The sequence below is a fragment of the Cupriavidus necator genome, assembly GCF_040578825.1.
GTDB lineage: Bacteria > Pseudomonadota > Gammaproteobacteria > Burkholderiales > Burkholderiaceae > Cupriavidus > Cupriavidus necator_E.
In genome coordinates, this window is the sequence record NZ_JBEFLI010000131.1 from 1 (window position 1) to 8,262 (window position 8,262).

Genomic DNA, 8,262 nt, shown 5'->3' on the forward strand with positions numbered 1-8,262 from the left:
TGCCGGTGATGATGCCGGCGCCCGGCGCGGCATCGTCGTACATGTCGTACGCAGCAAGCTGCGACAGCTCCAGGAACGGCGTGCCCGGATCGAGCAGTTGCTGCACGCGGTCGCGCGGCAGCAGCTTGCCGCGCGACAGGTGCTTGTTGCGCGCGTCTTCGCCGCCACCCTCTGCAAGCTTCGCGATCTTCGCCTTGAGGTCGGCTACCAGGGCCTGCATGGCCTCGGCGTTGGCCTTGAACGATTCGGAACGGGCGTTGAGTTTGGTTTCCAGCGTGGGCATCTCGGAGTCCCTTCCTGCTTGGTATTGGTGTGTGCCGCCCAGCTTGTGGGCGGCCTCAGCCAGCGCGCTTCGGCAGCGGGTGCCCGGGCATCAGGTCATACGGATGCTTCCACCCCGGCAGCGCGCGCATGCGCTCGGCCCAGCCATGGATATGCGGATACTCCTTGCGCCAGTGCACGCCGATCTCGTCGTCGAAGAAGACATAGCCCGCCAGCGAAAAGTCGGCGATGGTGGTGCGCTCGCCCAGCACGAAGGCGCGCCCGGCCAGGTGCGCGTTGAGCACGTTCCATGCGCCTTCGCAGCGCGCGCGGAAGAATTCCAGCACGGCCGGGTCCGGCGCCTTGGCGAAGTTGCGCAGGAAGCGGTAGGTGGCGGTGTAGGAGGTGAACTTGTGGTTGTCGAACAGCAGCCAGCGCAGCACTTCGGCACGCTCGGCTTCGTCGCGCGGGCCGCAGGCCTCGAGCCGCGTAGCCAGCGCGTCCAGGATGGCGCCGGACTGCGACAGCCGCTGCCCGTCGAACTCCAGCACCGGCACCTCGCCCATCACGTTGATGGCGCGGTATTCCGGCGTGCGGGTCTCGCCGTTGAAGAAGTCGACAAAGCGCGGCTGCCACAGGCGCTGGCCGCGCTGGGTGCCGACCGTCTCCAGCAGCAGCGCCACCTTGTAGGCGTTGCCGGACTGGGCAAAGCAATACAGCAGATACTCAGGCGCGTTCTGGTTCTCGTTGCTCATGAGGTCTCCCCGATCATGTCGCCATCCACATAGAGCCAGCGCGGCGCCTCGCCGGGCGCGCGCGGCTCGTGTACGAAGCGGCTGCGTTCATGCAGCCGCAGGGCGCGCCCGCCAACCTTGTAGCGCGCCACGAATTCCACTTCGGCATGCGTGTCGTCCTGCTGCGCATGCGTCTTGACCGTCAGCCCCAGCCAGCGCGTGGCGGTGTCGGGCACCAGGTCGGGCGGGCAGGTTGACGGATGCCAGGTCTCGCGCAGCCAGTCGATATCGTTCAGCACATAGGCGCTGTAGCGCGAGCGCATCAGCGCCTCGGCGTTCGGCGGCAGCGCTTCGCCACGATGGAAGCGGCCGCAGCAGGCGTCATAGTCCGCGCTGCCGCACGGGCACGGCACCGGTCCGGCCTTGGGCAGGCGGCCGACTGCCTTCCCGGCCTTCCCTGCCTTTGCAGCCTTTCCTGGCGCCTTGTCCGCTGTCATGCCACCAGCTCCGGCAGGTCGCGCATATCGGTGAAGATGGTCTGTGCGCCGGCCTCGCGCAGCAGCGCGGCATCGTTGCGCTCGGCGTAGCCGAATACCGTCATGCCGGCGGCCACGCCCGCGGTGACGCCGGTGGGGCTGTCTTCCACCACGGCGCAGCGCGCCGGCTCCACGCCCATGGTGCGCGCGGCCAGCAGGTACACATCGGGCGCGGGCTTGCTGCGCGCCACTTCGGTAGCGGAGAAGATATGCTCGCGCTCGTCCTGCTGGAACAGCTCGACCAGTCCGGTCCTGGTCAGCTGCAGTTTGACCTTGACGCGGTCCGCGCCCGACGCCACGCACACCGGCATGCCGGTGGCGGCGATCTTGCCGATGGCTTCACGCACGTGCGCCACCGCGGCGACTTCGGCTTCCAGCACGGCGTTGCGCCGCGCCAGCCAGGTTGACAGCCAGTTCTCGGGCAGCGGCGCGCCGCGCATGCGTTCGATCATCTCCAGCTCTTCGCGCACGGCGCGGCCAAGGAACAGGCGCGTCGAGTCTTCCAGCGAGATCTCGATGCCGAGCTCGTTCAGCATCTGGTTGAGCACGCGATTGACGATGGGCTCGCTGTCGACGAGCACGCCGTCGCAGTCGAAGATCACGCAATCGAATCGGCCGGAATGGCCAGGGGTTACTGCAGTCATGCGGGTTTCTTGTTGGGGTTGCCGGTACGGGGATCAGGAACGTGTGCCGCTTTCACGGCACGCACCCCCATCGTACGCGCTAATGCATGGACTAAGCCAGCGCGCGTGCGATCAGTATCTTCTGGATATCGCTGGTGCCCTCGTAGATCTGGCAGACGCGCACGTCGCGGTAGATGCGCTCCACCGGGAAGTCGCTAACATAGCCATAGCCGCCGAACACCTGGATCGCATCCGAGCACACCCGCTCGGCCATCTCGCTGGCGAACAGCTTGGCCATCGCCGCTTCCTTCAGGCAGGGCCGGCCGGCGTCACGCAGCGCGGCGGCGTGCCAGACCATCTGCCGCGCCACGTCGATGCGGGTGGCCATCTCGGCCAGCCGGAACTGCACCGCCTGGTGCTGGAACAGCGGCTGACCGAAACTCTCGCGTTCCTTGGCATAGGCCAGCGCCGCCTCGAACGCGGCGCGCGCCATGCCGATGCTCTGCGAGGCGATGCCGATGCGCCCGCCTTCCAGCCCGGACAGCGCCATCTTGTAGCCGCCGCCCTCGTCGCCGAGCAGGTTGGCCGCCGGCACGCGGCAGTCCTCGAACAGGATCTGCGCGGTGTCCGACGAATGCTGGCCGAGCTTGTCTTCCAGCCGCGCCACCACGTAGCCCGGGGTGGAGGTCGGCACGATAAAGGCGCTGATGCCGCGCTTGCCGGCCGCCTTGTCGGTGACCGCCAGCACGATGGCCACGTCGGCATTCTTGCCGCTGGTGATGAACTGCTTGACGCCGTTGAGCACGTAATCGTCGCCGTCACGGACGGCGGTGGTGCGCAGCGCCGACGCATCGGAGCCGACATGCGGCTCGGTCAGGCAGAACGCGCCCAGCATCTCGCCGCGCGCCAGCGGCACCAGCCATTGCTGCTTCTGCGCCTCGCTGGCGAACGACATCAGCATGCTGCACACGGGGCAGTTGTTGACGCTGATGACCGTGGACGTGCCGCCGTCGCCGGCCGCGATCTCTTCCAGGATCAGCGCGAGCGACAGGTAATCGAGGCCCGCGCCGGCGTATTCCTCCGGCACGGCCACGCCGTAGGCGCCCAGCGCCGCCAGCTCGCGATGCACGTCCCTGGGGAAGGTCTTGTCGCGGTCCCACTGCGCGGCCTGCGGCGCGATCACTTCCTGCGCGAACTGGCGCACGGCGTCGCGGATCATTTCCTGTTCGGGGGTCAGCAGCATGTCGGTTCGGTGATGGGGTGTGCGGGCGCGCTTACCAGGGAATCAGCGTGCCGTCGTAGTTGTGGAAGGTGCCGTTATCGCGCCGCTTGACGCCGGCCAGCACCTGGCGCATGCCCTTGACGCTCTGCTGCGGGGTCAGGTCGGCTTCCTGGCCGCCCATATCGGTCTTGACCCAGCCCGGATGCAGCGCAACGCAGGTGGCATGGCGCGCATCCAGCGACACCGCGCGCAGCGCCGCATTGGCGCCGGCCTTGCTGACGCGGTACAGCCAGCTGGTGTTGTGCTCCATCGCGCCGATGCTGCCCATGCGCGACGACAGCACCGCCAGCACGCCGCCGTGGCCGGACTGCCCGGCTTCGACATAAGGCAGCAGCAGCGGCAGCGCCATCATCGGGCCCAGCACGTTGACGTGCATCACCTGGTCGAACTCCCGCGGCGTGATCGGCTGCGCGCCTTCGGTGCGTGGGCCCATCACGCCGGCGTTGTAGATCGCCACGTCCAGCGCTTCGCCGTCGAGCTTCCAGCCCAGGCCTGCCACCGCGCCGGCATCGGCCACGTCGACCTGGTGGGCTTCGGCGCCGAGCGCCTGCAGCGCACCGACGCCGTCGGGCGTGCGCGCCGCCGCAATGACGCGCCAGCCGTCGGCACGGTACTGGCGCACGAATTCAAGGCCGATGCCGCGCGAGGCACCGAGGATCAGGACGGTTGGCAAGGCTGTGCTCCTTTGTCTGGGGTACGTAGGTTCAGCGGACTGCCTGGTCTTTGCTCCCCTCTCCCATTTATGTGAGAGGGGTTGGGGGAGAAGGCGGGCGTTGGCCCGAAGTGAGGCTTTTCGGTATGCCAGCGCCCTGCCCTCACCCCCGGCCCCTCTCCCGCAGGCGGGAGAGGGGAGAAAACAAGTGGGAGAGGAAGTCCTACAGGATCTCGATCCCTACCGCAGTCGCCTCACCCCCACCGATACACAAGCTCGCCACCCCACGCTTGCCCCCGGTCTTGCGCAATGCGCCGATCAGCGTGGTCATGATGCGCGCGCCCGAAGCCCCGATCGGATGCCCCAGTGCGCAGGCGCCACCATGGATATTGACCTTGTCGCGCGGGATCTTGAGGTCGTGCATGGCGGCCATCGGCACCACGGCGAAGGCCTCGTTGATCTCGAACAGGTCGACGCTGTCGGTGGTCCAGTCGAGCTTGCGGTACAACTTGGAAATCGCTTCCACCGGCGCGGTGGTGAACCAGCCCGGCGCCTGCGCATGGGTGGTATGGCCCAGCATGCGGGCGATCGGCTGCAGGCCGAGCTGCTTCGCGGTGGAAGCGCGCATCATCACCAGCGCCGAGGCGCCGTCATTGATCGACGACGACGATGCGGCGGTGATGGTGCCGTCCTTGGCGAACGCGGGCTTCAGCGACGGGATCTTGTCGACCTTGATGCGGCGCGGGCCTTCGTCGGTGTCGATCACGGTGTCGCCGCCCTTGCCCGACACCGTTACCGGCGCGATTTCCCAGCGGAAATCGCCGTTCTCGGTGGCCTGCTGCGCGCGGCGCACGCTTGCCATCGCGAATTCGTCCTGCTGCTCGCGCGTAAAGCCGTACTTGGCGGCGCAGTCCTCGCCGAAGGTGCCCATGGCGCGGCCCTTGTCATACGCGTCTTCCAGGCCGTCCAGCATCATGTGGTCGTAGATCATGCCATGGCCGATGCGGTAGCCGCCGCGGCCCTTCGGGATCAGGTACGGCGCATTGGTCATGCTTTCCATGCCGCCGGCGACGGCGACATCGAACGAGCCCGCGATCAGGCCGTCATAGACGGTCATCGCCGCGCGCATGCCCGAGCCGCACATCTTGTTGACGGTGGTGCAGCCCACGCCCAGCGGCAGGCCCGCGCCCAGCGCCGCCTGGCGCGCCGGCGCCTGGCCCTGGCCGGCGGGCAGCACGCAGCCGAACACCACTTCTTCCACCTGCTCGGGCTTCAGGCCGGCGCGCTCGACGGCGGCGCGGATCGCCACGGCGCCCAGTTGCGGCGCGGTGACGCTGGCGAATTCGCCCTGGAACGCAGCCATCGGCGTGCGGGCGGCTGAAACGATGACGATCTCTTCCATGTCGTGTCTCCTGGATCGGTGTGTGAGAAAGCGGTGTTCGGTGCGGCGGCTGGTCAGCGGATCGATGCCTGCGGCGGATCGCCGTACTGGCGGTACGCTGCGGCAAGCTGTTCGTGCAGCTCTTCGTTGTTGCTGGCGGCCATGCCCAGGTCGCGCAGCAGGCCGTCGGATACGCCATAGACCCAGCCATGCACGGTCACGGCCTGGCCGCGCGACCAGGCGTCCTGGATCACCGTGGTCTGGCAGACGTTGTTGACCTGCTCGATCACGTTGAGCTCGCACAGCCGGGTATGGGCGTCGTCTTCGCGCAGCAGCGTGCCGAGGTAGGTCTCGTGCTTGTCGGCGACGTCGCGCACATGGCGCAGCCAGTTATCTGCCAGGCCGATGCGCTCGCGCTTGAGCGCTACCTTGACACCGCCGCAGCCATAGTGGCCGACCACGGTGATATGGCGCACCTTCAGCACTTCCACCGCGAACTGGATCACCGACAGCGCGTTCAGGTCGCTGTGCGCCACCACGTTGGCAATATTGCGGTGGACGAACACCTCCCCCGGCGCCAGGCCCAGGATCTGGTTGGCCGGCACGCGCGAGTCGGAGCAGCCGATCCACAGGTACTCGGGCGCCTGCTGGTTGGCCAGCCGGGTGAAGAAGGCCGGGTCTTCCGCGTTGACACGGTCGACCCACTCGCGGTTGTTGCGGAACAGTTGGGCGATGGCGTCAGTCATGCCACCCTCCTTGCAGGGCCGGCGTCGCCGGTGTCGATGGCAGCACGCTGGGTGCCGTCCGAGCCGCCGTAGCGGTGAATGAATCGCTCTGTACTCTGATAGGCAAAGAAGTCATGAACATGTCCGGCCAGCAGCCGGTCCTTATGGCTCTGCCACATGGCAGGATCGAAAAAATCCGCATGATGACGCAGGAACGCCGCGCGCACGCGCGTATCGCCCAGCAGAAAAGTGCGGAAGGTCTCTGGAAAGATGTCGTGCGGACGCACCGTGTACCAGACCTCGCCTGACATCTCCTCCTCCTCGTTGCGCGGCTGCGGCACGTGGCGGATATTGCAGTCGGTCAGGTACTCGATCTCGTCGTAGTCGTAGAACACCACGCGCCCGTGGCGCGTGACGCCGAAATTCTTGTACAGCATGTCGCCCGGGAAGATGTTGGCGGCCATCAGCTCCTTGATGGCGTTGCCGTATTCGAGCACGCCATGCTCGACCTGCTCGTCGGTGCCTTCGTGCAGGTAGATATTGAGCGGCGTCATGCGGCGCTCGATATAGACGTGGCGCACCACGATCTCCTCGCCGCCGTCCTTGCCGCGCTGGTATTCGATCATCGACGGCGCGTGCTGCTCGAACTCGCGCACCAGCGCGTCGTCGAAGCGCGACAGCGGGAAGGCCACGTCGGAGTACTCCAGCGTATCCGCCATACGGCCGACGCGGTCGTGCTGCTTGACGAGCTGGTATTTGGACTTGACCAGCTCGCGCGTGGTTTCCTTGGGCGCCGGGAAAAAGTCGCGGATGACCTTGAACACGTACGGGTACGACGGCAGCGTGAACACCAGCATCACCAGCCCGCGGATGCCGGGCGCGACGATGAAATTGTCCGACGAATGCTGCAGGTGGTGCAGGAAATCGCGGTAGAACAGGTTCTTGCCCTGCTTCTGCAGACCCAGCGAGGTATAGATCTCCGCGCGCGGCTTGCGCGGCATGATGTCGCGCAGGAAGGTCACGTAGGCCGACGGGATCTCCATGTCGACCATGAAGTAGGAGTGCGTGAACGAGAACAGGATCAGCAGCTGTTCCTTCTTCAGCAGCACCGTGTCCAGCATCAGCTGGCCCGACGGGCCATGCACGATCGGGATCGCCAGCGGGAAGGTGCGGTCGCCGTTCAGGATGCGCCCGATGATGAAGGCCGACTTGTTGCGGAAGAACAGCGACGACAGCGTATGGATCTGGAAATTCGGCGCGATGCGCAGGTCGCCGAAATGCTCGCTGACCGCGCGCACCACGTAGCCGATATCGCGCGCCAGGTCCTCGAACGGGCGCTCGAGCTGGAAGTTGTGCACGATGCGCTCGAAGCACGCCGCCATGCCGTCGCGGTTGCCGGGGTAGTAGGCGCGGAAGGTCGGGCGCGTAGGCGATTCCTCGTTCTCGATGTATTCGGTCGAGATCGCCGGGCGCACGAAGATGAAATCGTTGTTGAAGTACGAGCGGTGCAGGATGCGCGTGCAGACCGAGTTGAAGAACGTTTCGGCCAGTTCGGGCTGGTGATGGTTGGTCAGCAGGCCGATGTAGTGCAGCTTGATCTGCTGCCAGATCTCGTCCTCGATATTCTCCGCGTCGTATTCGTCCTCGAGGATGACGCTGGATTCGCGCACGCGCTCGTTGTAGAACGCGATGCGGTCGCGCTGGATCTGCTGCAGCCCGTGCCAGTCGCCGGCCTCGAACTTGAGCTTGGCCTGGTGGCTGACCTCGCGGAACAGACGGTAGTGCTTGTCGAACCCGTCGAGCATCGTTCTCGCCACATCGTAGGCAATCTGCGAGGAGAGCAGTTTGGGGAAGTGGGACATGGGTCGACGGGGGGCGACTAGCGAAGGGTCTTGCGACGGGTAGTGAGATTGTAATGGGTTCGGGCGGGGGCTCCGGGTGATTTCGGCGCCCCACCCCACCGTGCTGGTCCTTACATGGTTTCGGCGAACAATTCGCGGCCGATCAGCATGCGGCGGATCTCCGAGGTGCCGGCGCCGATCTCGTACAGCTTGGCATCGCGCCACAG

At 66.4% G+C, this 8,262-nt stretch carries 9 protein-coding genes and 1 pseudogene; all 10 read right to left on the reverse strand.

The annotated features are described in order from the left end of the window. Positions 1 to 283: pseudogene (locus AB1I47_RS32800) on the reverse strand (methylcrotonoyl-CoA carboxylase); the annotation flags it as partial. Between the two features lie 55 nt (positions 284 to 338). Then, the gene (locus AB1I47_RS32805; protein WP_354687820.1) at positions 339 to 1,016 is read right to left on the reverse strand and encodes a glutathione S-transferase family protein; all 678 of its coding nucleotides are present in this window, start codon (positions 1,014 to 1,016) and stop codon (positions 339 to 341) included. Further along, positions 1,013 to 1,492: a YchJ family protein gene (locus tag AB1I47_RS32810; RefSeq protein WP_354687821.1), complete on the reverse strand. Its 480-nt coding sequence runs from the start codon at positions 1,490 to 1,492 to the stop codon at positions 1,013 to 1,015. Before AB1I47_RS32810 ends, AB1I47_RS32805 begins: the two co-directional genes overlap by 4 nt. After that, positions 1,489 to 2,175 carry an HAD family hydrolase gene (locus AB1I47_RS32815; protein ID WP_354687822.1) on the reverse strand — a complete coding sequence of 229 codons (687 nt, stop codon included), beginning with the start codon at positions 2,173 to 2,175 and terminating at the stop codon, positions 1,489 to 1,491. The genes AB1I47_RS32810 and AB1I47_RS32815 overlap by 4 nt, the downstream gene beginning before the upstream one ends. Positions 2,176 to 2,266: 91 nt before the next feature. After that, positions 2,267 to 3,397, reverse strand: coding sequence for an acyl-CoA dehydrogenase family protein (locus AB1I47_RS32820; RefSeq protein WP_354687823.1), 1,131 nt, complete (start codon positions 3,395 to 3,397; stop codon positions 2,267 to 2,269). Between the two features lie 31 nt (positions 3,398 to 3,428). Continuing rightward, positions 3,429 to 4,109 (reverse strand): SDR family oxidoreductase, encoded by a 681-nt coding sequence (locus AB1I47_RS32825; RefSeq protein ID WP_354687824.1) that lies wholly within the window; start codon positions 4,107 to 4,109, stop codon positions 3,429 to 3,431. A gap of 202 nt (positions 4,110 to 4,311) precedes the next feature. Beyond that, positions 4,312 to 5,490: an acetyl-CoA C-acetyltransferase gene (locus AB1I47_RS32830; RefSeq protein ID WP_354687825.1), complete on the reverse strand. Its 1,179-nt coding sequence runs from the start codon at positions 5,488 to 5,490 to the stop codon at positions 4,312 to 4,314. A 53-nt stretch (positions 5,491 to 5,543) separates the two neighbouring features. Next, entirely contained in the window at positions 5,544 to 6,215 is a 672-nt protein-coding gene (gene can / locus AB1I47_RS32835) for a carbonate dehydratase (RefSeq protein ID WP_354687826.1), read from the reverse strand. Further along, positions 6,212 to 8,056, reverse strand: coding sequence for a bifunctional isocitrate dehydrogenase kinase/phosphatase (gene aceK, locus AB1I47_RS32840; RefSeq protein ID WP_354687827.1), 1,845 nt, complete (start codon positions 8,054 to 8,056; stop codon positions 6,212 to 6,214). Before aceK ends, can begins: the two co-directional genes overlap by 4 nt. 110 nt (positions 8,057 to 8,166) lie before the next feature. Next, positions 8,167 to 8,262: acyl-CoA dehydrogenase family protein (locus AB1I47_RS32845; protein WP_155739506.1), on the reverse strand; the 96-nt coding region annotated here is incomplete at its 5' end.